This window comes from Vibrio sp. 1402 (genome assembly GCF_033340275.1).
In genome coordinates this window covers 451-739 of record NZ_JAWOWE010000225.1, presented here as the reverse complement: position 1 = coordinate 739, position 289 = coordinate 451, and the positions used below count along the sequence as shown (strand labels likewise).

Genomic DNA, 289 nt, shown 5'->3' with positions numbered 1-289 from the left:
CGATCTAGACAGCACCAGGAGCAGGGGTTCTGCAGATGCAGTAAATATCGACGGTTTCTACGCCAACTTCAAGTAGTAAATGACATAATTGTCGAACCGTGCTTCCCGTCGTGACCACATCATCTACGATTGCGACGTGGTTATACTTTGGTGGCTGATTTAAGGTGAAAGCGCCTTTTAAATTCTGTTCTCGGCTGGATTTCTTGTACCCACGCTGCGACTGGACGTGTTTTACGCGGCGAAACACGTGATTATCAAACCTCACATTAAGGTGACCAGCCAAATGTCG

General features: G+C 47.4%; 1 protein-coding gene. It reads right to left on the bottom strand.

Annotated features, from left to right (window positions below):
• Positions 1–4: 4 nt before the first annotated feature.
• The coding region (locus R7044_RS25245) for a ComF family protein (RefSeq protein ID WP_263857044.1) at positions 5–289 on the bottom strand (285 nt) is incomplete at its 5' end.